Origin of the sequence: Curtobacterium sp. MCLR17_051, from assembly GCF_003234395.1 — a bacterium.
Classification (GTDB): Bacteria; Actinomycetota; Actinomycetes; order Actinomycetales; family Microbacteriaceae; genus Curtobacterium; species Curtobacterium flaccumfaciens.
On record NZ_QKTA01000020.1, the window covers coordinates 1 to 22,730 of the forward strand.

20 protein-coding genes are annotated in these 22,730 nt (G+C 73.1%); 14 read left to right on the forward strand and 6 right to left on the reverse strand.

The features are described 5' to 3' along the window. The first annotated feature begins 91 nt into the window (after positions 1-91). Complete coding sequence (locus DEJ06_RS14980; protein WP_111039884.1) at positions 92-931, forward strand: DUF1684 domain-containing protein; 840 nt, start codon at positions 92-94, stop codon at positions 929-931. Positions 932-1,032: 101 nt separating this feature from the next. After that, positions 1,033-2,055 (forward strand): transporter, encoded by a 1,023-nt coding sequence (locus DEJ06_RS14985; protein WP_111039844.1) that lies wholly within the window; start codon positions 1,033-1,035, stop codon positions 2,053-2,055. A gap of 69 nt (positions 2,056-2,124) precedes the next feature. On the opposite strand, the gene DEJ06_RS14990 is transcribed toward DEJ06_RS14985, so the two are convergent. After that, the gene (locus DEJ06_RS14990) at positions 2,125-2,685 is read right to left on the reverse strand and encodes a histidine phosphatase family protein (RefSeq protein WP_111039845.1); all 561 of its coding nucleotides are present in this window, start codon (positions 2,683-2,685) and stop codon (positions 2,125-2,127) included. A gap of 103 nt (positions 2,686-2,788) precedes the next feature. Between DEJ06_RS14990 and DEJ06_RS14995 the strand changes: the two genes are divergently transcribed. The 3 genes from DEJ06_RS14995 to DEJ06_RS15005 are packed head-to-tail and all read left to right on the forward strand — an operon-like array spanning position 2,789 to position 6,536. Next, positions 2,789-4,015 (forward strand): LLM class flavin-dependent oxidoreductase, encoded by a 1,227-nt coding sequence (locus DEJ06_RS14995; RefSeq protein WP_111039846.1) that lies wholly within the window; start codon positions 2,789-2,791, stop codon positions 4,013-4,015. Beyond that, entirely contained in the window at positions 4,012-5,397 is a 1,386-nt protein-coding gene (locus tag DEJ06_RS15000) for an NtaA/DmoA family FMN-dependent monooxygenase (RefSeq protein ID WP_111039847.1), read from the forward strand. The genes DEJ06_RS14995 and DEJ06_RS15000 overlap by 4 nt, the downstream gene beginning before the upstream one ends. After that, complete coding sequence (locus DEJ06_RS15005; protein ID WP_111039848.1) at positions 5,394-6,536, forward strand: LLM class flavin-dependent oxidoreductase; 1,143 nt, start codon at positions 5,394-5,396, stop codon at positions 6,534-6,536. Before DEJ06_RS15000 ends, DEJ06_RS15005 begins: the two co-directional genes overlap by 4 nt. A gap of 205 nt (positions 6,537-6,741) precedes the next feature. Here DEJ06_RS15005 and DEJ06_RS15010 read toward each other — a convergent pair whose 3' ends face one another. From DEJ06_RS15010 to DEJ06_RS15020, 3 genes are read right to left on the reverse strand one after another with little or no spacing between them, the layout of a single operon-like run. After that, positions 6,742-7,758, reverse strand: a complete 1,017-nt coding sequence (locus DEJ06_RS15010) for a transporter substrate-binding domain-containing protein (protein ID WP_111039849.1) — start codon at positions 7,756-7,758, stop codon at positions 6,742-6,744. Positions 7,759-7,790: 32 nt separating this feature from the next. Continuing rightward, a complete protein-coding gene (locus tag DEJ06_RS15015; RefSeq protein WP_111039850.1) occupies positions 7,791-8,564 on the reverse strand; it encodes an amino acid ABC transporter ATP-binding protein in 774 nt (257 codons plus the stop codon). After that, the gene (locus DEJ06_RS15020; RefSeq protein WP_111039851.1) at positions 8,564-9,679 is read right to left on the reverse strand and encodes an amino acid ABC transporter permease; all 1,116 of its coding nucleotides are present in this window, start codon (positions 9,677-9,679) and stop codon (positions 8,564-8,566) included. The genes DEJ06_RS15015 and DEJ06_RS15020 overlap by 1 nt, the downstream gene beginning before the upstream one ends. A gap of 154 nt (positions 9,680-9,833) precedes the next feature. Here DEJ06_RS15020 and DEJ06_RS15025 point away from each other — a divergent pair, with 154 nt between their 5' ends. The 4 genes from DEJ06_RS15025 (at position 9,834) to DEJ06_RS15040 (ending at position 14,203) form a co-directional block, all read left to right on the forward strand. Beyond that, positions 9,834-10,085: a DUF4287 domain-containing protein gene (locus tag DEJ06_RS15025; RefSeq protein WP_111039852.1), complete on the forward strand. Its 252-nt coding sequence runs from the start codon at positions 9,834-9,836 to the stop codon at positions 10,083-10,085. A gap of 113 nt (positions 10,086-10,198) precedes the next feature. Further along, positions 10,199-11,194 (forward strand): hypothetical protein, encoded by a 996-nt coding sequence (locus DEJ06_RS15030; protein ID WP_111039853.1) that lies wholly within the window; start codon positions 10,199-10,201, stop codon positions 11,192-11,194. A gap of 82 nt (positions 11,195-11,276) precedes the next feature. Further along, positions 11,277-12,656: an alpha/beta fold hydrolase gene (locus DEJ06_RS15035; RefSeq protein ID WP_111039854.1), complete on the forward strand. Its 1,380-nt coding sequence runs from the start codon at positions 11,277-11,279 to the stop codon at positions 12,654-12,656. Further along, the gene (locus tag DEJ06_RS15040; protein WP_111030174.1) at positions 12,653-14,203 is read left to right on the forward strand and encodes a GMC family oxidoreductase; all 1,551 of its coding nucleotides are present in this window, start codon (positions 12,653-12,655) and stop codon (positions 14,201-14,203) included. Before DEJ06_RS15035 ends, DEJ06_RS15040 begins: the two co-directional genes overlap by 4 nt. 28 nt (positions 14,204-14,231) lie before the next feature. Here the strand turns inward: DEJ06_RS15040 and DEJ06_RS15045 are convergent, their stop codons facing one another. Together DEJ06_RS15045 and DEJ06_RS15050 are read right to left on the reverse strand one after the other, a co-directional pair. Then, complete coding sequence (locus DEJ06_RS15045) at positions 14,232-14,798, reverse strand: GIY-YIG nuclease family protein (protein WP_111039855.1); 567 nt, start codon at positions 14,796-14,798, stop codon at positions 14,232-14,234. Between the two features lie 907 nt (positions 14,799-15,705). After that, a complete protein-coding gene (locus tag DEJ06_RS15050) occupies positions 15,706-16,551 on the reverse strand; it encodes a siderophore-interacting protein (protein ID WP_111039856.1) in 846 nt (281 codons plus the stop codon). An 84-nt stretch (positions 16,552-16,635) separates the two neighbouring features. Between DEJ06_RS15050 and DEJ06_RS15055 the strand changes: the two genes are divergently transcribed. The 5 genes from DEJ06_RS15055 (at position 16,636) to DEJ06_RS15075 (ending at position 22,664) form a co-directional block, all read left to right on the forward strand. Next, positions 16,636-17,319 carry a heme oxygenase (biliverdin-producing) gene (locus tag DEJ06_RS15055; RefSeq protein ID WP_111039857.1) on the forward strand — a complete coding sequence of 228 codons (684 nt, stop codon included), beginning with the start codon at positions 16,636-16,638 and terminating at the stop codon, positions 17,317-17,319. Positions 17,320-17,501: 182 nt separating this feature from the next. Beyond that, positions 17,502-20,159 carry a phosphoenolpyruvate carboxylase gene (locus DEJ06_RS15060; RefSeq protein WP_111039858.1) on the forward strand — a complete coding sequence of 886 codons (2,658 nt, stop codon included), beginning with the start codon at positions 17,502-17,504 and terminating at the stop codon, positions 20,157-20,159. 488 nt (positions 20,160-20,647) lie between these two features. Further along, positions 20,648-21,856 (forward strand): multidrug effflux MFS transporter, encoded by a 1,209-nt coding sequence (locus tag DEJ06_RS15065; RefSeq protein ID WP_258372531.1) that lies wholly within the window; start codon positions 20,648-20,650, stop codon positions 21,854-21,856. Between the two features lie 59 nt (positions 21,857-21,915). Further along, the gene (locus DEJ06_RS15070; protein ID WP_017886068.1) at positions 21,916-22,251 is read left to right on the forward strand and encodes an STAS domain-containing protein; all 336 of its coding nucleotides are present in this window, start codon (positions 21,916-21,918) and stop codon (positions 22,249-22,251) included. Beyond that, complete coding sequence (locus DEJ06_RS15075; RefSeq protein ID WP_035808261.1) at positions 22,251-22,664, forward strand: ATP-binding protein; 414 nt, start codon at positions 22,251-22,253, stop codon at positions 22,662-22,664. Before DEJ06_RS15070 ends, DEJ06_RS15075 begins: the two co-directional genes overlap by 1 nt. Positions 22,665-22,730 lie beyond the last annotated feature (66 nt).

Genomic DNA, 22,730 nt, shown 5'->3' on the forward strand with positions numbered 1-22,730 from the left:
GTGCTCATGGGTCGACCGTACGACTCGTGGCCCGCCGACGCACGGCGACACGATCGTCGCGCCGCCGGGCCACGAGTCGTACGGTCGACCCATGAGCACGACGACCCCGACGAGCGACACCACCACGACGAACCCGGCCGCACCGACCTTCGCCGAATCGTGGACCGCCTGGCACGACGACCACGAGCAGGCCCGGGCGAGCGAACACGGCTTCCTCGCGATCACGAGCATCCGCTGGCTCACCGCCACGCCGGAACGCTTCGAGGACGCCCCGGGCAGCTGGTCGACGGACGAGGACGGCCCGGTGGTCGCACTGGCCGACGACGAGACGATCGAGGTCGACGGGCAGCCGGTCACCGGGACGCACCGGTTCGGCCCGCTGCCGGAGCGCTCGAGCACGAACGTGGTGTGGCGCGACGGCGACGAGACCGTGGTGATCGAGGTCGCGCGGCGCGGCGGCAGTGACCTGCTGCGCCCGCGGCACCCGTCGAACCCGACTCGCGTCGAGTACCAGGGCACCCCGGCGTACGCCCCTGCTGAGCGCTTCGTCGTGGACGCGCACTTCGAGCCGTTCGACACCCCGCGTGAGGTCACCGTCGGCAGCGTCGTCGACGGCCTGCTGCACGTGTACGAGGCCCCCGGCGTCCTGACGTTCGACCTCGACGGACCGCGGTCGCTCCTGGCGTTCAACGGGCACGCCTGCGGTCTGCACGTGCTGTTCACCGACCGCACGAGCGGGGTCACGACGTACGCGGCGAACCGGAGTCTCGACATCGCCGCACCGGATGCCGACGGTGCCACCCGCATCGACTTCAACCGGTCGACGAACCTGCCGTGCGCCTACACCCCGCACGCGACCTGCCCGCTGCCGCCCGCCGAGAACCGGCTCGACGTCGCGGTCGAGGCGGGCGAGCAGCTGCCCGCAGCCTGACCGCGGAGCACGCACGGCCCGCGGGCACGCACGCCCCGCCGCGCGCACGGCCCCCGACCGCGCGACGGCGCAGCCGACCCGTCCACGAGAATGGGGGAGCCATGCCACGACCCACCTCCCGCATCCCGCTCAACACCCTCGCCGTCCCGTTCGGCCTCGCCGGCTTCGCCGAGACGTGGTCGTACGCCGCCCCCGTGCTGCACCTGCCCTCCGTGGTGCCGCAGGTGTTCTGGGCGATCGCCGCCGTCGCGTGGGTGTGGCTGCTCGGTGCGCACATCGTCCGGGGCGCACGCGTCAGCGAACGGCTGGTCGACCAGCTCCGCCACCCGGCGCAGGGCCCGATCGCCGCGCTCGTCCCCGCGACCGCGATGCTGCTCGGCGTCGACCTGGCGCGGTTCGCCCCCGTCGCCGGGCAGGTCGTGGTGCTCGCCGCGGTGGCCACCGCGGCCGGGTTCGCCGCCTGGCTGCTGAGCACCTGGTTCGAGGGCCGGCTCGCCCTGGAGTCCGTGCACGGCGGCTACCTGCTGCCGACCGTCGCCGCGGCCCTGGTCGCCTCGGTCACCACGCACGAGGTCGGCGTCGGCTGGCTGTCCTGGCCGGCCCTCGGCGTCGGCGTGTTCTTCTGGGGCGTCATGACCGGCCTGCTGCTCATCCGGCTGGCGTTCCGACCGGCGCTGCCGGGGCCGCTCGTGCCGACGATGGCGATCCTGGTCGCGCCGCCGGCGGTCGCCACCCTGTCGGTGTTCGCCCTCACCGACAGCGCTGTGACCCTGCCCGTGCAGGCCATCGCGGGCCTCGGCGTCCTGATGGTCCTCGTGCAGCTGGCCCTGCTGCCGCGGTACGTCCGCCTGGCGTTCTCGCTCGGGTTCTGGTCGTTCGTGTTCCCGGCTGCCGCGGTCGCCACCGCCGCGGTGGAGTGGTTCCGGGCACTCGCGCTGCCGTCCGCCTGGATCCCCACCACCGCGTTGCTGGCGCTGCTCAGCGTGCTCGTCGCGGTCGTCGGTGCCCGCTCGATCGGCCTCGCCGTGCACCACCTGCTCGGGCAGGCCGAGCGCACCCTGCACGACGCCGACGACGAGGACGCCGCCCCCGGCCCCGTGACGGGCGCGACGCGCGTGGTCTGACGAGCGGGGCGGTCGGGCCGCGCGGGCGGCGGACGGGAGGCCCGTGGCGGCCCCGCCCCGTGCCTCCCGTCAGGTCGCTGGGACGCGTCTCCAGCCGCTGGTCGCCCGCCAGGCGGGCGCGTCGAAGCGGAAGACGCTGCCCATGCCGGGCTGGTCGAGCGCGCGCGTGATCGGGACGCCGCGCAGGTGGGCCAGGAGCAGCGCGCCGACCGCACCGTGCGACACGATCGTGACGTCGCCGGTGGCGCAGTGCCGGCGGACGGCCGCGACGATGCGCTCCTGGGCGTCGATCGCCCGCTCCCAGCCGCGGACCGACTGCTCGGGCTCCGCGAAGAACGCGTCGACGACGCCCTCGAACTCGGACGGCGGCAGGTAGCCGGTCGCGCTCCGGTCGATCTCGCCCAGCAGGGGGTCGTGCTCGACCGGCAGTCCGACGGCGCTGGCGAGCAGGTCGGCGGTCTCGACGGCCTTGCGCTCGGTGCTCGAGACGATCCGCCGGGAGACCGGTGTCCATGCGAGCCGGTGTGCGGCGGCGGCCCGGACGCGACCCTCGGGCGACAGCCCCCACGACTCGATCGGGACCGCGGGGTCGACCACCACTTCCGCGTGGGTCAGGAACGACGAGACCATCCGGCGATCCTCGCACGGTGCGAGGCGCGTCACACGGCGACACCGTCGGTCACGTTCCGCAACACCGCTTCGCCGCCCGGCCGAACCGTCCTAGCGTCGCCCCATGACCGTGCCCGACCGCATCACCCTCGTCACCGCGCTGCAGGGCGCCGGCTGGCACCCCGCCGCCTGGCGCGCCGCAGGCCCGGCAGCGCAGCGCCTCACGAGCCTCCGGCACTGGCGCGACGTCGTCGTCGAGCAGGACCGGCTCGGCGTCGACGCCGTCACCCTCGAGGACTCGTTCACCGCCGGCCCCACCGACCCCGACGGCGACCTCGACACGTCGACCGTCGTCGGCCGCCTCGACGCCCTCCTGGTCGCGAGCGCGGTCGCCCCCGCGACCCGCGCGATCGGTCTGGTGCCGACCGTCTCGGTCACGCACACCGAACCGTTCCACGTCGCCACGGGCCTCCAGACCCTCGACCACGTCTCGCTGGGGCGGGCCGGATGGCGGATCCAGGTGAGCCCGACGACCCGCGAGGCCGCCCTGTTCGGCCGCCGCCCCGGCGGCGACGACGCGGCCGCGTTGTTCGACGAGGCCAGCGAGGCCGCCGAGGTCGTCTCCCGCCTCTGGGACAGCTGGGACGACGACGCGATCATCCGCGACGTCACCACCGGCCGCTTCATCGACCGCGACCGCATCCACGACGCGGCGTTCTCCGGCTCGTTCGTGTCGGTGCACGGCGCGTCGATCGTGCCGCGGTCGCCGCAGGGGCGCCCGCCGGTCTTCTCGCTCGCGCACCGCTCCGACGCGGCAGCGTTCGCGGTGGACGCCGCGGACGTCGTGCTGGTCACGCCCGGCTTCGACGGCCTGGAGGCACGGGGTGCGCTGGCACTCGTCCGTGACACCGAGCAGGCGGCCGGGTCCGACCTCCGCCGTCCGGTCCTCGCGGACCTCGCGGTGCTCATCGGGTCGTCGCCGGCAGCCGCCGCCGACGAGCTCGCCGCCCTCGACGCGGCAGCGGGCCCCCCGTACGCCGTCGGCTCCGGGTCGGACACGTCCGTCCTCGCGACGACGGTGCCGGACCTGGTGGCACGGATCGCGGACCTGCGGGCCCTCGGGTACGCCGGCGTGCGGCTCCGTCCGCTGCGCATCCCGATCGACTCGACCGCCATCGCGCGGCAGCTCGTCCCGGCGCTCGTCACCGCCGGGCTCCGCGCCGACGTGGCGTCCCGTCCCACCGCCGACCTGCGCACGCGGCTCGGCATCGCGCCGGCGGTCAGCCGGTACGCGCGTCCTGCCGTCACCGGTGCCGGTGTCGGTTCCGTCTCCTCGGGGGTCTCAGCATGAGCGCCAAGCGTCAGGTCCACCTCGCCGCCCACTTCCCGGGCGTCAACAACACCACCGTCTGGAGCGACGACCGAGCCGAGAGCCAGATCGCGTTCTCGTCGTTCGAGCACTTCGCCCGGAACGCCGAGCGGGGGTTCTTCGACTTCCTGTTCCTCGCCGAGGGGCTGCGGCTGCGCGAGCAGAAGGGACGCATCCACGACCTCGACGTCGTCGGGCGCCCGAACACGCTCGCGATCCTCGCCGCGCTGGCCGGGGTCACCGACCACATCGGCCTGGTCGGCACCCTGCAGACGACGTTCAACGAGCCGGTGGAGCTCGCGAAGCAGCTCGCCACGCTCGACCACTTGACCGACGGTCGCGCCGGCTGGAACGTCGTGACGAGCTCGGACGCGTTCCACGGCGCGAACTTCCGCCGTGGCGGGTTCCTCGACCACGCCGACCGGTACACGCGGGCGGGGGAGTTCGTGGAGCTGTCGCGCGAACTCTGGGACTCGTGGGAGTCGGACGCGATCGTGGCGAACGGGTCGGGCGCCGCCGGGCCGCTGGCGGCCGGCGTGTTCGCCGACCGCTCCCGCATCCACGACGTCGACCACCACGGCCCGCAGTTCGACGTGACCGGCACGTTCCCGGTCCCGCGCAGCCCCCAGCGCCACCCGGTGATCGTGCAGGCGGGTGACTCCGACGAGGGCCGCGACCTCGCCGCCGGGCACGCCGAGGTGGTCTTCTCGCTGCACACCGAGTTCGACGACGCGCAGTCGTTCTACCGCGACGTGACCGAGCGACTCGAACGGGTCGGACGGTCGAAGGACGAGCTGCAGATCCTGCCCGGCGCGACCTTCGTGCTCGGCGACACGGCGGACGAGGCCGAGGAACGTTCCCGGGCGATCCGCCGCGCCCAGGTCAGCCCGGCGACGGCGATCGCGTTCCTCGAACAGGTGTGGAACCGTGACCTGTCGTCGTACGACGTCGACGGGCCGTTGCCCTCGATCGAGCCCGACCTGGAGGGCGCCGACATCACCCGTGGCCGCGTCCGTCACACCCGCGACGTGCCCGCACTGGTGCAGTCGTGGCGTGACCTCGCCGCGGCCGAACACCTGTCGATCCGTGACCTGGTCATCCGCGCCTCGACCCGCGGCGGCTTCATCGGCACGCCCGCTCACATCGCCGCCGAGATCGACCGGTACGTGCAGGAGCGCGCCACCGACGGGTTCGTCGTCGTGCCGCACACCAACCCGTACGGGCTCGACGAGTTCGTCGACCGGGTCGTCCCGCTGCTGCAGGAGCGGGGCGTGTACCGGCAGTCGTACGACGAGGGCGCCACGCTCCGGCAGACGCTCGACCTGCCCGGACGGGTCCTCGACCGGCAGCGGGTGCTCGCATGAGCCGGGTCCCGCTCTCCGTCCTCGACCTCGTCCCGGTGAGCAGCGGGTCGACCCCGGCACAGGGCCTGGCGAACACGGTCGACCTGGCCGTCGCCGCGGAACGTGCCGGGTACGCCCGCTACTGGCTCGCCGAGCACCACCTCAACCCCGGCGTGGCCGGCAGCGCACCGACCGTCGTCATCGGTGCGGTCGCCGCAGCCACCTCGACCATCCGGGTCGGCAGCGCCGCGACCCTGGTCGGCAACGTCCGTGGGCTGCAGATCGCCGAGACCTTCGGCACGCTCGCCGCGCTGTACGGGCCGCGCATCGACCTCGGGCTCGGCCGCTCAGGAGCACCAGCACCCGGCACCCCGAAGCCGCCGTCGCTCGCCCCGCGGACCGACCAGGTCGTCGACGGCCTGCTCGTCCCCGCGCCGTTCGAGTTCCGCATCGCGCCGGGCAGCCGGTTCGCCCTGCAGGGTGAACTGCTCGGCCGGGTGCCGGGCGACGTCGACCGGTTCGCGGGCGAACTCGACCTGATCCGCGGCCTGTTCGCGGGCACGTGGTCGCGGGACGGTGCGGTGATCGAGGCCCCTCCGGCGGCAGGTGCCGCCGTCGAGCTGTGGATCCACGGCTCCACCGGCGGCGAGAGTGCCCGGATCGCCGGCGCGCTCGGCCTGCCCTACGGCGCGAACTACCACACGTCCCCGGGCACGGTCCTGGCGTCGGTGCAGGCCTACCGCGACGCGTTCCGTCCGGGTGTGCTCGACGCCCCGCACGTCATCGTGTCGGCCGACGTGCTCGTGGCGCCGACCGCGGCCGAGGCGGACCAGCTCGGGCTCGGGTACGCCCAGTGGGTGCACTCGATCCGCTCCGGCGTCGGTGCGATCGAGTACCCCACCCCGGACCAGGCTCGGGAGGTGCGGCTCCCCGCTGAGGCCGAGGCGTCGGTGGCGGACCGGCTCGCGACGAGGTTCGTCGGCGACCCGGTACACGTCGCGGAACGGCTCGAGACGCTCCGACGGGTCACGGGCGCGGACGAGTTGCTCGTCACGACGATCACGCACGACCACGACGCCCGGGTGCGCTCCTACGAGCTGCTCGCCGCGGAGTGGGCGGCGCCTGTCGTCGAGGGGGAGTCTGCTCTGGCTGCGCGCTAACTCGCTGCGTGTGCATGTTCCGACGTCCCACCTGTCGTTCGACGGGTGGGACGTCGTTCGTTGCGCACGCATCGGGTGCGTGTGCATGTTCCGACGATCCACGAGTCGTTCCCCTCGTGGATCGTCGATTGTCGATCGGGGAGTGCCACCCCGCACGCACGACACCCCCGCGACCAGGACGGCCACGGGGGTGTCACGGCACACCTCAGCTGTTGTCGAGCGGCAGACCCTCGGGGTTCACCTCGGACGTCTTCACGGCCTCGTTCGACAGGTTGTAGGCCGCGAGCCACTTCGCGTAGGTGCCGTCCTCGATCAGCTCGTTGATCGCCGCCGCGACGGGCTTCGCGATCCCGCTGCCCTGCTTCGTCGTCGCGGCGATGAGCCCCTGCAGTGACGAGCCGGCGCCGGAGTACGTGCCCGCGGTCTTCGTCGCCTTCGCCGTGCCCTTGCTCTGCGTGTTCTGGTAGGCGATCGTCGGGTTCGGGCCGAAGTATGCGTCGATCTTGCCCGAGTCGAGCGCGAGCTTGATCGCGTTGCCGTCCGGGTAGTACTTGATCGTGAAGTCCTCGCCCTTCGCCCGGAGTTCCTTCTGCCACTCGAGCAGGATGTTCTCCTGGTTCGTGCCGGAACTGACGGACAGGGTCTTCCCGGCGAGCACGGACGGGTCGCCGTCGAAGCGCAGCGAGCTCGACGCCAGCACCTGGAACGCCAGGTTGTCCTGCCGGTACGAGGCGAAGTCGTACTTCTCCTTGCGCTCCTCGGTCACCGTGACGTTCGAGAACCCGGCGTCGTACTTGCCGCTGTCGATGCCGACGAACAGGTTGTCCCACGTGGCGTTCTGCACGTCCGCGCGCAGCCCGAGCTTCGCCGCGACGAGCCGTCCGAGGTCGGGCTCCGAACCGGTGATCGTCTTCTGGTCGTCACCGGTGAAGGCGAGCGGCGGGAACCCGGCGGGCAGGGCCCCCACGCCGATCGTGAGCTTGCCGGACTTCCGGACCGCGGCGGGGAGCGCGTCGTGCAGCTTCGTGTCCTCGGTGACCTCGACGGTCGTCTCCTTCGCCGCACCGTTCGAGGCGGCGCCGATGGTGACGGAGCCGTCGGGTGCGCCGCTCGTGTCGGCGGAAGCGCCCGCGGAGCACCCGGCGAGGGCGACGACGACGCCGGCTGCGAGGATGAGGAAGCCGGCGCGGTTGCGCCAGCGGGACGGGGTGGTCGTGGACATGGTTCTCCTTGGGGTGCGTAAGGGGATCAGGGTCAGCGGACGCGGGACAGGAAGTCGCGCGTGCGGGTGTGCTGCGGGTGGTCGAGCACCTGGGCCGGCGGCCCCTGCTCGACGACCCGCCCGTGGTCGAGGAACACGACGTGGTCGGCGACCTCGCGGGCGAAGGCGATCTCGTGGGTGACGATGACGAGCGTGGTGCCCGTGTCCGCCAACCCCCGGATGACCCCGAGCACCTCGCCGACGAGCTCGGGGTCGAGCGCCGAGGTCGGCTCGTCGAGCAGGACGACCGACGGCTCGAGCGCCAGGGCCCGGGCGATCGCGACGCGCTGCTGCTGCCCGCCGGACAGCTGCCGGGGGCGGGCGGAGCCGCGGTCGCCGAGTCCGACCCGCTCGAGCAGGGTCTGAGCCCGCGCTCGGGCCGTGGCGACGGGGACCCCGGCGGCGATCGGCCCCTCGGCGACGTTCTCGAGCGCGGTGAGGTGCGGGAACAGGTTGAAGTGCTGGAACACGAACCCGATCCGGGCACGCTGCCGCAGGATGTGCCGCTCGGGCAGCTCCTTCCAGCGGGGCACCCCGTCGCGGCCGGTGCGCAGGCGGACGCCGATGGGCTCGTCGCCGACCGTGACGACCCCGCGGTCGAGCGGTTCGAGGTGGTTGATCGCCCGGAGCAGCGTGGACTTGCCGGAACCGGAGGGGCCGAGGACGACGGTCACGCTGCCCGACGGCAGCGACAGGTCGACGCCGTCGATGACGACGCTGTCCCCGAACGCCTTGACGGCTCCGTGGATCGCGATGGCGGCGCTCATCAGATGCTCCTGTCGTCGACGGTGGAAGCGGACCCGGACGCGACCGCGCGCTCGGCGGCGGCTGCCTGTGTGCGGCGACCCGCGCCTCCAGGCGGTCCCGGACCACGTCCGGTCCCGCCGCCCCGCAGCGCGCTCCGCACCCGCTGCCACGGTGTCGGCGGCAGCGCACGGACCGACCCGCGGGCCGTCCAGCGCTCCACGTAGTACTGCACGATCGAGACCGCACTGGTGAGCACGAGGTACCAGATGGTGGCGACGACGAGCAGCGGGATGATGTCGCCCGGGTACGTGCTCGACAGGTTCTGCACCACGCCGAACAGGTCGAGCAGCGACACGTAGAACAGCAGCGACGAGGCCTTCAGCAGTCCGACGACTTGGTTCACGAACGCCGGGACGATCGACCGCAGCGCCTGCGGCATGATCACCCGCAGGAACTGCCGGCGACGGGGGAGCCCGAGCGCCTGCGCGGCCTCGTGCTGCCCGTGGTCGACGGCGAGCACCCCGGCGCGGACGATCTCGGACGCGTAGGCGATCTCGCTGAGGCTCAGCCCGATGACCCCGATCGCCAGGTCCCCGAGCAGGTTCGCGGTCGGCACCTCGAGCTGCGGCCCGAAGGGGATCCCGATGCCGATGGTCGGGTACAGCGACCCGAGGTTGTACAGGAAGACGAGCACCAGGATGAGCGGCACCGACCGGAACAGCCACACGTACCCCCACGCCAGCCCGGACAGCACCGGGTTGTGCGACAGCCGGGCGATGGCCACCAGGATCCCGCCGGCGAAGCTGATCACGGCGCTCAACGCGGTGGCGGTGAGCGTCAGCTGCAGGCCGGTCAGCACCGCCGGGCTGAACAGCCACTTGCCGACGGCCGGCCAGCCCCACTGCTCGTTCGTGAACAGCGTCTCGCCGAAGTTCAGCAGCACGACGAGCACGAGGGCCGCGGCGATCCACCGCAGCGGGTGCCGCAACGGCACGACGGAACGGTCGAGTGCGGCGTGTCCGGCCGCGTCGATGGTCGCGGTCTCCGGCCTGGAGGCGCGGCTCGCCCCGGTCGTCCGGCCCGCGTCGTCGACGCTGGTCGCCTCCCACTGCGGGGCCCTGGTGGTGTCGGTCATGTCGCGACCGTAGGAGGGCCGGACGCCGCCGACAACGCCTCGCGCAACACCCCGCCACGCGACGCAACACCCGGCCATCCGGCGCAACGCGGCGTCACGAAACGGTGTCCTGCGTGACGTTCCGTGACGGCCGACGGAGCGCTACCGTTGCGCCATGACAGCGCATCGTGTGACCGCCCCGGTGCCCCCGGCGGACGGCACCAAGGTGAAGGGTCCGGCGTCGTACTTCCCGAGCATCGAGGCGACGTACGGGCGCCCGGTGCAGGAGTGGCTCGACCTGGTCGCCGACCGACTCGACGACCACCAGCACATGGAGGTCGTCGGGTGGCTCAAGGCTGAGCACGGCCTCGGGCACGGGCACGCGAACGCCCTGGCCGCCTACGTGAAGCACGCGCTGGCCTCCTGAGCGGTTTTGCGTGGTGTGGTGCCGCGGCGGTGTCGGTCGCGGTGCGTGGTGCGGCGGTGTCGGTCGCGCCGCGTGGTGCGGCGGGTGTCGGTGGTCGTTCCTAGCGTGGGGGCGTGGCCGAACCCGTCGATGCGTGGTGGCGCCGCCGACAGTGGTCGCGCGGCGAAGCGGTGCCGTACGCCGTCGGACAGTTCCGCGCCGACTGGGCGCCGTACCCCGTGCTCATCCGGCAGTACCACCCCGACTGGAACCACGGCGTCGTCCTGACCCAGGTCCCCCCGGCGGCCGAGGTCCTGCTCACCTGGGAGTGCGACGTCGGGCACGTCTTCGTGGCGACCCCGTCTGAACAGCGGTCCCGCCCGGGCCGTGAACGCCGCCGCTCCGTCTGGTGCCCCGAGTGTGCGGTGCAGGCCCAGCCGCAGCGGTGGCCGGTGCTGCCGTCGGACTGGCCGCAGGCCGTGCCGGTGCCGCAGCGGGTCGTCCGGAGTGCCGGACGACAGACGCTGCCCGCGGCTCCGGTGCGCGGGGTCCCGGCCGGAGCCGTCGCGTCGAGCCGTTCCCGGTCCCGGTCCCGTCGGCCCGTCGCCGGGTCGGCCGGGTCGGCCGGTGGGGCGCCACGGCGGAGCGCCCAGTCCGTTCCCCGCACGATCTGCCCGAAGACCCCGCGGCTGCCGTCGGGTGAGTCGTTCACGAGCGTCTGCGCCCCGGCGACCGCCTCGGCGGTCGAGGCCGAACTCCGGGGCATGCTGTCCGAGCGGTTCGCGTTCACGTACGACCACTCCGCCATCCGGCTCGACCGCCCGTTCTTCGACCACGTCGAGGCCTGGCCGGACATCATCCTGCCCGAGCTCCGCGTCGCCATCGAGTACGACTCCACCGGTCGGCACGGCCTCGAGCACGTCGGCCCGCGGCAGGAGACCGACCGGAAGAAGGACCGCGCCGTCCGCGCCGTGGGGTGGGAGGTCGTCCGCATCCGCACCGGGCGGCTCCCCGCGCTCGGCCCGTACGACCTGCAGGTCTCGGGGATCTCCGGCCGGACCGTCGACCGGCTGGCGGACACCCTGCGCGAGCTCCGGGGCGCGCTGTTCGTCGACGCGTACGCCCGGTGACGCCGTCGATCGGGGTACACGCGCGACCCGGCGGGGTACGGCCCGGCTGGGAGCGGTCGCGAGCGACGGGTAGGTATACAGGGTGACCACCGTCTTCTGTCTCCACGCCCTCGGCGCGAGTTCCGAGGAGTTCGCGCTGCTGCGCGCCGAACTCCTCGGCGACCTCGACCTGATCGGCATCGACCTGCCCGGCTTCGGCCGCAGCCCGGCGTCGTCCGGCACCACCGTCGAGGAGATGGCCGTCCTGGTGGAGCGCGCGATCGGGGCGAGCGGCTCGACGGAGTGGATGCTCCTCGGGCACTCGATGGGCGGCAAGGTCGCCACGGTGGTGGCCGACCGCACGATCTCCGGCGCGAACGGCCTGTTCGGGCTGCGGGCCGTGGTGCTCCTCGCCGCGTCCCCGCTCGCTCCGGAGCCGATGGACGACGACCGGCGCTGGACGATGCTGTCGTGGGCTGCCGGCGGCCCGATCTCCGCCGAGGACGCCGAGGAGTTCGTCGCCGCCAACACCGCGTCGCCCCTGGCGCCTGCGCGGCACATCGCGGCGGTGCAGGACGTCGAGCGGACCGACCCCGCGGCCTGGACGGACTGGCTGTCCCGCGGCAGCCGCGAGGACTGGTCGGACGCCGCACCGAACCCCGTGCCCGCCCTGGTGCTCGCCGGTGTCGAGGACGGCGACCTCGATGCCGGCGCCCAGCGCCGCCTGACCCTGCCGCACTGGCCGAACAGCGAGCTCCACGTCGTCGACGGCGCCGCCCACCTGCTGCCCTGGGAACAGCCCGAGGCCGTGGCCGAGCGCATCCGCGACTTCTGGCAGCGCCGGGTCACGGGGTCGCCGGTCGTCCCCGTGGAGCACGCCCGCGTGATCGCCTCGCCGCGGGTCAGCGCCCGGACCCGCGGCCTGCTCGCCGAGCGCGCGCTGCCCGACGACCCGTCGGCCGCACCCCACGCGCTGACGCCGACGCAGTTGGACACTCTGCGCGCCGTCGCACGGATCGTCGTCCCGCAGCCCGGCACCGACCAGGTCGACCTGGCGCTGCGGGTCGACGCGCAGCTGGCCGCGGGGCTCGGCGACGGCTGGCGGCCGGACGGCCTGCCGGTGGACGCCGAGGCCTACCGTGCCGCGCTCGACGTGCTCGCTGCACCTGCCCGCGACGGCGTGCTCGACCAGGCCCTCGAGTCCGTGGCGGTCGGGCGGTACCGCGCTGACGGCGACCTCGACGCCGAGCAGCTGCGCGCGTGGTTCGAGGACGCCAGCGTCGACCTCGTGAAGCACTGGCTCGCACACCCCGCCACCATGGCCGCCATCGACTTCGACGGCTACGCGAACGGCGGCGACGGCGTCCGCAAGCAGGGCTTCCAGCTGCTCGCGGCGGGCGAGCGCGAGGCCTGGGAACCCGAGGCCCCCGCCGGCACCGCCACCACGATGGACACCGCACCGACGACCGGAGCTGCACGATGAGACTCGACGGACAACGCACGTACGGCACGGACGACGTCGTCGACGTGGTCGTGGTCGGCACCGGGGCCGGGGGAGCACCGCTCCTCGCATCGCTGGCCCGCCGTGGCCTGACGGTCGTCGCGCTCGAAGCTGGCCGCAACACCGAGCCGGGCGACCACGTGCCGGACGAGGTCGCCGCCCCCGGTGACATCAACTGGATGGACGAGCGGCTGAGCGGCGGCGGAGCCCCCACGGCCTTCGGCCCCAACAACAGCGGCACGGGCGTCGGCGGGTCGACGCTGCACTGGGGCGCGTTCACCCCGCGGCCGAGCGAGCACGACCTGCGGCTGCGGACCGAGAGCGGCGCGGGGCAGGACTGGCCGATCAGCCACGCCGAGCTCACCGGCTGGATCGAGCAGGTCGAGCACGACGTCGGCGTCGCCGGCCCCGAGCACTACCCGTGGGACCCCTCCCGCCGCTACCGGATGCGCCCGCCGGCCCGGAACGCCTCATCGGACATGATGATGCGCGGCACCGCGGCCGCCGGGATCACCGCGACCGACGCCCCGGTCGGCCTGACCACCGAGGACCGGCACCAGGAGCACCACGGGCTGCGCCAGGCCTGCGTGTCCTGCGGCTCGTGCCACCAGGGCTGCCGCAACGGCTCGAAGGTCTCGATGGACACGACCTACCTGCCGGCCGCCGTGGCGTTCGGTGCCGAGATCCGTCCGGAGTCCTTCGTGCACGGCATCGAGCTCGACGCGGCGGGACGGGTCGAGGCGGTCCTGTACACCGCCGACGGCCGCGAGCACCGCCAGCGCTGCCGGACCCTCGTCCTCGCCGCGGGCGGTGTCGAGACGCCGCGGCTGCTGCTGCACACCGGTGTCGCGAACGGCAGCGGACAGGTCGGCCGGAACTTCACCGCGCACGGAGCCACCCAGGTGTGGGCGCGGTTCGACGAGTCGATGCGCTCGTACCGCGGGTACCCGTCGTCGATCATCACCGAGGACTTCGTCCGACCGGCGGACGCCGACTTCGCGGGCGGCTACCTCATCCAGAGCCTGGGCGTGCAGCCGCAGACCTTCGCGACCTCGCTGGTCCGGGGCGGCGGACTCCGCGGTGCCGAGCTCGTCCGGGCGCTGCAGGACTACCCGTTCTCGGCCGGCGTCGGCATCAACGCCGAGTGCCTGCCGTACGACGACAACCGCCTCGAGCTGACCGACGAACTCGACGAGCACGGTGTCCCGCGTGCCCGGGTCTCGTTCACCCCGGGCTCGAACGAGGAAGCGATCCGCCGCCACGCGGTCCGCACGATGACGACCATCGTCGAGGCTGCCGGTGGCCAGGACGTCCGGGTGCTCGAACGCACGGCGCACACCATCGGCACCGCCCGGATGGGCACGGACCGCGAGACCTCCGTCGTCGACCAGGACGGCCGCTCGTGGGACGTCCCGAACCTGTGGATCGCCGACAACTCGGTGTTCCCGAGCGCGGTCATCGCGAACCCGGCGCTGACGATCATGGCGCTCTCGCTCCGTACCGCCGACCGCATGCTGCAGGCCGCCTGAGCAGGAGCCCCGACCGTCCGGCCGGGGCTCAGCCTCGGAGCGCGAGCGCCTCGCTCGTCCACCGGGCGTGCAGGTCCCACGGGTCGTCGACCCCGGCAGCGACGGTGTCCACGTGGGCCAGGAGCTCCGGCGTCACCCGGAACCACTCGGTACCCGGGTACCGGCTGGCGGCGAACGTGGCGTGCCGTCGGCGTTCGAGGGTCCGGTCACCGCGCTCGAACGCCAGCAGGTCCTGGTGCGGGATCGCCGCGAGCCGCTGCCGGGGGTTCATCGTCGTGCCGATCTTGATGCGGTCGCCGAAGTCGTCGCGCATCCGCAGGTAGTAGACGACGTCGACCCGAGGGGGAGCGAGGTCGCCGTCCGGCACGTCACCCCATCGCCACTCGCACCGGGCACACACCATCCCCGAGGGGTAGCGCACCCCGATCCGCGAACCGCACGCCGGGCACGGGCCGGGCAGTGCGTCCTCGATGCCGGGGTGTTCGGCCGCGAGGTCGGCGACGAACGCGACGTGCGCGCCGCACAGGGGGACGCCCGCGAGCCCGTCCGCGAGCACGCCTGCGCAACCCGGCACGCAGCACGACGAGGTGACCATGCGCCGAACGCTAGCCCGACCCACCGACGTGCCCCGGGCCTCCCGGCCGCCGCGCGCGCTGGGCCCACCGGGTCGAACCGTGCGTCCTTGGTCGAATCGGGCGTCCTTGGTCGAATCGGGCGTACCTGGTCCTTCTTCCGACCAGGTATGCCCGTTCCCACCAGCCATCGCGCCCGTTCTGGGAAGGAACGGGCGTTCCTGCGGGTACCGCGCGCCCCGCACGTCCGCCGAACCGGGCGTACCGACCGAGAACGGGCGTGCCTGGTCGAATCGGGCGTACATGGTCCGTTCTTCCGACCAGGTATGCCCGTTCCCACCAGCCATCGCGCCCGTTCTGGGAAGGAACGGGCGTTCCTGCGACAGCCGGGCGCCTCGCACGTCCGCCGAACCGGGCGTACCGACCGAGAACGGGCGTGCCGACCGAGAACGGGCGTACCGACCAAGAACGGGCGTGCCGGGCGTACCTGGTCGAATCGGGTGTACCTGGTCCGTTCTTCTGACCAGGTATGCCCGATTCCACCAGCCATCGCGCCCGTTATGGGAAAGAACGGGCGTTCCTGCGGGTACCGCGCGCCCGGCCGCCGGGCGTACCGACCGAGATCGGGCGTACCTGGTCGAATCGGGTGTACCTGGTCCGTTCTTCTGACCAGGTACGCCCGATTCCACCAGCCATCGCGCCCGTTCTGGGAAAGAACGGGCGTACCTGCGGGAACCGGGCACCCCGCACGTCCGCCGATCCGGGCGTACCGCCCAAGAACGGGCGTACCGCCCAAGAACGGGCGTGCCGACCGAGAACGGGCGTACCGACCAAGATCGGGCGTACCTGGTCCGTTCTTCCGACCAGGTACGCCCGTTCCCACCAGCCATGGCGCCCGTCCTGGGAAGGAACAGGCACGCAGGCCCACCGTCAGTCGGTGAAGATCACCCCGACGGGCTCGCGCTTCTCCTCCTGGAACTCGTCCTCACCACGACCGAGCGCCCAGTACGCCGACAACGACATCTCGCGCTTCTCCAGCCCCCAGTCGTCCTGCAGCAGCCGACGGATCGCCTTCATCGCGGTCCGCTCGCCATGCGCGAAGACCTGGACCGGTCGGGAGGCACGCGGCAGCCCGCGGGCCGTCTCCAGCAGGAGCGTGCCCGGCTGGGCGCCGGTGGCGTCCCGGTGCAGCCACCGCAGGTCGACCCCGGCCGGGTGCCGGATGTCCTGCTCGTCCGCGGGCCCGGCCACCTCGACCAGGGCGACCCCGGTGGCGGAGTCGGGCATCGACTCGAGTGCCGCGCCGATCGCGGGCAGGGCGCTGTCGTCACCGAGCAGCACGTGCGTGACCGCCGGGTCGGTGGTCGGCGCGTAGCCACCACCGGGCCCGGACAGGGCGAGCCGGTCGCCCGGCTGCGCGGACGCTGCCCAGGGACCGGCGAGGCCCTCGTCGCCGTGCACGACGAAGTCGATCGCGATGGTCCGCGTGGTGTGGTTGACCGCACGCACCGTGTAGGTGCGGCGGGCCGGGCGGTCGTGCTTCGGCAGGGTCTCGCGCAGGGCCTCGAGGTCGTACGGCGGCACGAGTCCGAGCGACGGCTTCGCGAGCAGGAGCTTGACGTACTTGTCGGTCGAGCCGAGCCGGTCGGGGTTGGCCTGGGCGACGAAGTCCTCGAAGGCCGAGCCGCCCAGGTGCACGCGCACCATGTGGGGCGAGAGCCGTTCGGTGCGGTCGACGACGAAGACGTGCTGGGGGCGTTTGGGTTTCGAGCTCATCGTGGGGGAGCTTCCTCTCGCGGGTTCGGCGCCACCTGGGTGATCCCTGCTTGACGCGCGCATCACTAAGGTTAGCCTTACCTCATGGACTCGACCGTCATCCCGTTCTCCGAGCTGCTGCGGCGTCGCACGCGGCGCTCGCACGGTGCCTCGGCCACGAGCGGCTTCATGCAGGACCTGCTCGGCGGCGACTGCGACGTCGCCGACTACGCGGACCTGCTCGGACAGTACGCCTTCGTGTACGACGCGCTCGAGCGGGCGGCGGAACGCATGGCCGACCACCCCGTCGCGGCGCCGTTCGTCACCGCGCAGCTCACCCGGATGCCGGCGATCCGTGCCGACCTCGAGTACCTGATCGGCCCGGACTGGCCCGAGCTGGTGTGCCCGCTGCCCGCGACGACCGCGTACGTGCGACGCCTCAACGAGGTCGCGGCGGAGTGGCCCGGCGGCTTCGTGGCACACCACTACACGCGGTACCTCGGTGACGTGTCCGGCGGGCACGTGATCGGGCAGGTGCTGGCCGAGCGGTTCGGGTTCGACACGAACGGTGTCCTCTTCTACATCTTCGACCAGGTCGCCGACCCGAGCGACTTCGAGCACACCTACCGCGCCCAGCTCGACGCCGCGCCCTGGACGGCCGACGAGCAGGAGCGGGTGATCGCCGAGGTCGAGCTCGCCTACGAGCTGAACCGTGGGCTGCTCGCCGGCCTCGATGCCCGCCGTGCGCCGTTCCGTCAGGAGCCGGGCAGCGCCTCCGTGCCTGCCTGACCCATCGGGGGAGTACCCAAGCAAGGCCGCGCGCGGGACCGCCCGGCCCCGCGCGGACCCCGCCCCGCGTCCGTCCGGACCCTGCCCCGCGTCCGTCCGGACGGTCGACGTCATGCGCCCCCGGGTGCCGATACGCTGCTGGGACCCGGGACCAGCCTCCCGGACGACCCGGAAAGGACTCCATGACGGCGATCGACGGATCTGCACGCCACGAGCGCGCGCGGGACGACGTCAGCGGTGCGGTCGACAGTGACCTGCGCGCCGACGTCCGGTACCTCGGCAACCTCCTCGGCCGGGTGCTGCGGGAGAACGGGGGCGACGAACTGCTCCACGACGTGGAGTCGTTGCGCGCCGCCGTGATCGACGCCTACGAGGGCGACCACGCCGAGGGCGCAGCGCGTGCCCAGGCGATCGTCTCGGGCATGTCGGCCGAACGCGCCGAGGCCGTGGCACAGGCGTTCACCACCTACTTCCACCTGACGAACCTGGCCGAGGAGCACCACCGCGTGCGGGTCCTCCGGCAGCGCGGTGACGACGGCGGCGTCGCCGGCGACTCGTTCCCCGCCACCTACGCCGAGCTCGTCGCCGAGGTCGGCGAGGCCGAGGCCGCCGAGCGCCTCCGCACCCTGCGGTTCCACCCGGTGCTGACGGCCCACCCGACCGAAGCCCGCCGCCGCGCGGTCACCACGGGTGTCCGCCGCATCACGGACCTCATCGACGAGCGTGACCGCGCCCGGAACGCGACGGCCCGCGCCGAGAACGAGCGCCGCCTGCTCGAGGAGATCACGACCCTCCTGCGCACCTCGCCGCTCCGCACCACCCGGCCGACCCCGCTCGACGAGGTCCGCACCGCGATGAGCGTGTTCGACCAGACCCTGTTCGAGATCGTCCCGCAGGTCTACCGCCTGCTCGACGACCGGCTGCAGGGCGACGACGCCGGCCGCGCATCCGTGATCGCCCCCGCGTTCGTGCGGTTCGGCACCTGGATCGGCGGCGACCGCGACGGCAACCCGCACGTGACGGCCGACGTCACCCGCCAGGCCGCCGAGATCGCGGCGGAGCACATCCTGCTCGGCCTCGCCCGCGCGACCACCCGCATCGGCAGCGCCCTGACGCTCGACGCGAGCGACACCCCCGCCGACGCCGGCCTCACCGCCCTCGTCGCCGCGCAGGAGTCCCTCGACCCGGGCATCGCCGAGCGCATCGGCGTCCGCGCACCGAACGAGACCCACCGTCGTGCGCTCCTGTTCGTCGCCGCGCGCATCGACGCCACCCGGACCGGCACCACGCCGCTGGCCTACGACGGCCCCGAGGCGCTGCTGGCCGACCTCCGCACGATCCAGGCGTCGCTCATCGCGGCCGGCGCGATCCGCCCGGCGAACGGCGAGCTGCAGAACCTGATCTGGCAGGTCGAGACCTTCGGGTTCCACCTGGCCGAGCTCGAGGTCCGCCAGCACTCGCAGGTGCACCGCACCGCCCTGGCGGAGATCCGCGCCGGTGGCGAACTGAGCGAGACCACCGAAGAGGTCCTCGCCGTCTTCCGCACGATCGCCGGGCTGCAGTCCCGCTACGGCGTCCGCGCGGCGAACCGGTACATCGTGTCGTTCACGCAGTCCCCGGCCGACCTGGCGAACGTGCACGAGCTCGCGGTCGCCGCGCTCGGGTCCGCCGAGGCCGCGCCGGTGCTCGACGTCATCCCGCTGTTCGAGACCTTCGCCGACCTGCACGCCAGCGTCGACATCCTCGACGAGGCCGTCCGCACCGAGGCGTTCCAGCGACGCCTCGCCGCGACCGGCCGTCGACTCGAGGTCATGCTCGGCTACTCGGACTCGTCGAAGGACGTCGGCCCGGTGTCCGCGAACCTGGCGCTGTACGACGCCCAGGCCCGCATCGCCGACTGGGCCCGCGACAACGACATCGAGCTGACCCTGTTCCACGGCCGGGGCGGTTCGCTCGGCCGCGGTGGCGGTCCCGCCAACGAGGCCGTCCTCGCGCAGCCGCCGGGATCGATCGACGGCCGGCTCAAGCTCACCGAGCAGGGCGAGGTCATCTTCGCCCAGTACGGCGACCAGGACATCGCCGCGCGCCACCTCGAGCAGATGGCCTCGGCGACGCTGTTCGCGTCGACGCCGTCGAACGAGGCGCGGACCGCCGCCGCGGCCGCCCGGTTCGCCGACCTCGCCCAGCAGCTCGACGACGTCTCGCGCGTCGCGTTCTACGACCTGGTCAAAGCCGACGGCTTCGCGCCCTGGTTCGCCCGGGTCACCCCGATGGAGGAGATCGGCCTGCTGCCCCTCGGCTCCCGCCCGGCCCGTCGTGGCCTGTCGGTGGAGTCGCTGGAGGACCTCCGCGCCATCCCGTGGGTGTTCTCGTGGACGCAGGCGCGCATCAACCTCGCCGGCTGGTACGGGCTCGGCTCCGCGCTCGAGGCCGTCGGCGACGTCGATGTCCTCCGCGCCGCCTACGCCGACTGGCCGCTCTTCGCCGCGATGATCAAGAACGTCGAGATGTCGCTCGCGAAGACCGACGAGCACATCGCCCGCCGGTACCTCGAGCTCGCCGACCGCGACGACCTCGCCGCGAAGGTGCTCGACGAGATGGTCCGCACCCGCGACTGGGTGCTCCGCGTCTCCGGCGGCAGCGACGTGCTCGAGGACCGACCCGTCCTCGCCCGCGCCGTGCGCCTCCGCAGCCCGTACGTCGACGCACTGTCGCACCTGCAGCTCCGTGCGCTACGCGCCATCCGCACCTCCGGCAGCACGGACCCGACGGACGCCGACCACCGGCTCCTGCTGCTCACCGTCAACGGGATCGCGGCCGGCCTGCAGAACACGGGCTGACGCCCCCACCCCACGGACAGGAGGCCCGGTGCCAGCTGGCACCGGGCCTCCTGTCCGTCCGCGCGCACGTCCCGGGCCGCGCCGTCGAGTGGCCACGAAGCGTCGGCTGCGCCGTCGCCGGGCGACGGAACGCGACCACTCGGCGGACGTGAGCGGGGTGTCGTGACCGCGCGCGCCTCGCGCCGCCGCTCCGCCGAGAGGTCAGGACACGTCGGGTGGCCCCGGCCGAGTGGTCACGAAGCGTCGGCTGCGCCGTCGCCGGGCGACGGAACGCGACCACTCGGCGGACGTGAGCGGGGTGTCGTGACCGCGCGCGTCCCCGGACGGGAGGCCCGTGGCGGGCCCGCACCGGGCCTCCTGTCCGTCCCCGCGCACGTCCTAGGCCCGCACTTCGTGAGCAGCAACGGTCGCCTCCGGCACCGCGAACCGACCGTTGCTGCTCAGGAAGTGCCCGTCGAATCGATTCGGGGACGCGTAGCGTGTCCGAGGTGACGACGGAGCGCAGCCTGGGACCGACGACGACCGTGCTGCCCCCGATCGTGCCGCTGGCGCTCATCGTCGGGGTCTCGCCGTTCGCGACGGACATGTACATCCCCGCACTCCCGGCCATCGCGCGCGACCTCGGCACCACGCCCGGCGCGGTGCAGCTGTCGCTCACGGCGTTCCTCGTGGCCTTCGCGGTCGGCCAGCTGCTCGTCGGACCGGTGAGTGACGGGATCGGTCGTCGGCCGATGCTCGTCGTCGGGACCGCCCTGTTCGCCCTCGCGTCGGTCGGCTGCGCGCTCGCCCCCGACCTCGTGACGCTCGTGGTGGCCCGCGTCGCCCAGGGACTCGCCGGTGCTGCGGGGGCCGTGGCCGGTCGGGCGATGGTGTCCGACGTGACGAGCGGTACCCGGATGGCGAAGGTGTTCGGCACGCTCGCGGCCATCAACGCGATCGGACCCGTGGTGGCCCCGCTGGCCGGGGGAGCGGTGCTCACGGTCGGCACGTGGCGGCTCATGTTCGTCGTGCTGGCCGTGCTCGGCGCCGTGTTCTTCGTGGCCGTGGTCCTGCGGTTCCGCGAGACCCTGCCGCCGGAGCGGCGTGGCGGGGTCGGGTTCGCGGCCAACGGGCAGCGGATCCGCGAGCTCCTGGCGATCCCGCGGTTCCGGGCCTACGTGCTGAGCGGGGTGCTGTCGACGGTGGGGTTCTTCGCGTACATCGCGACGAGCTCGTTCGTGTTCCAGTCGGAGTTCGGGTTCTCCGAGGGGCTGTACACGCTCGTCTTCGCCACGAACGCGTCGATGATGATCGTCACGACGCTGCTGTTCGGTCGGCTCGTCGGGCGGTTCAGCGAGGACGCCCTGCTGACCCTGGGCCTGGTCGTCGGGACGGTCGGGGCCACGGCCGTGCTGGTGTCGGCGCTCCTCGGGCTCGGGCCGGTGCCGGTGTGGTGCGCCCTCGCGGTCGTGACGGCCGCTTGGGGCTTCGTCCTGCCGGCGGCGATGACCCGCACGCAGCACGTCGGCGCGGCGCACCCGGGCACGGCGGCTGCCCTGCAGGGCGGCCTGACCTTCGGCATCGGCGGGCTCGGCACCCCGCTCGCCGGCGCCCTCGGCGGCACCGCACTGGCGATGGGCGGGGTGATGGCAGCGCTGATGGCCGCGGCCGTCGTGGTCCAGGTGACGGCGACGCGGCGAAACCGGTCCCACAACTGAGGGGCTGAGCCGGTAGGTTGCTGGTTGCAAGGCGCACCGATCTGAGGAGACCCACCGAGATGGACATCGTCGTACACGAGGCGGAGACCGACACCGCCGTCCTGGAGTGCAGCGGCCGGCTCAACATGGTCTCCGCGCCCACCTTCCGCGAGACCGTCGCGCAGATCGTCGGCAACGGACGTTCGCGGCTCGTGGTCGAGCTCTCCGGGGTCGAGTTCATGGACTCCTCCGGCCTCGGCGCCCTGGTCGGCAGCTTGAAGACCGCACGCCAGGCCGGCGGCGACCTCCGCATCGCGGCGCCGTCGGAACAGGTCCAGATGGTGCTCAAGCTCTCCAACATCGACAAGATCCTGCGGACGTACCCCGACGGGGACGCCGCGGTGACCGACTGGTGATGACCGCCCCCGTCGCCGAGCACATGCTCGCACTGGCGTGCCCCCCGGACGACGTGTCCGCCGTGCACGACTTCCTCGCAGGCGTCTGGCAGCACGAGCCGTCCGTCGCCGCCGAGGACCGGATGGCCCTCGAGCTCGCCCTGGTCGAACTCACCTCGAACGTCATCGAGCACGGCGCCCGCCCGGACGGTGTCTCGTGCGAGCTCCGGCTCGAGATCGGCGACGAGCGCTTCCAGGCGCTGCTCTCCGACGACGGGGTCGCGGCGACGGTCGATCCCGACGCCGCCGTGCTGCCCGACGACTTCGCCGAGGGCGGTCGCGGGCTCGCGCTCGTCCGCATGGTCGTTGACGACCTGCGGTACGAACGCGTGGCCGACCGGAACCGCTGGACGGTGCTTCGCTCCCGGCACTGAGCGGGAGCACGGCCGTCATCGATCGGCCGAGGCGCAACGGTCGTCCGCCCAGCGCACTCCGTGGGC